Source organism: Phormidium sp. CCY1219 (assembly GCF_055795085.1).
Map to the genome: position 1 here is coordinate 1 of NZ_JAYFEQ010000948.1, position 329 is coordinate 329.

Sequence of the window (329 nt, forward strand, 5' to 3'; positions counted from 1 at the left end):
AGAACCCGTGAGGCAGAACCGAAAAAATGGGCGAGTTTACAAAATCGGTTGGGTAATATCTACTCTGACGATGTTCCCGGAGACAAAGCGGAAAACTTGGAAACCGCCATTCGTTACTACGAAGCGGCATTAGAAGTCTATACCCGTGAAGCCTATCCCCAAGATTGGGCAATGGTACAAGTGAATCTGGGCGGAACTTATCGCAACCGAATCGAAGGAGACAAACTAGAGAACTGGCATCAGGCAATTGCTTGTTATGAAGCGGCATTACAGGTGAGAACCCGTGAGGCAGAACCGAAAAAATGGGCGAGTTTACAAAATCGGTTGGG

1 pseudogene is annotated in these 329 nt (G+C 47.7%); it reads left to right on the top strand.

The features are described from left to right. Positions 1–329, top strand: a pseudogene (locus AC0QH1_RS30790) (CHAT domain-containing protein); the annotation flags it as partial.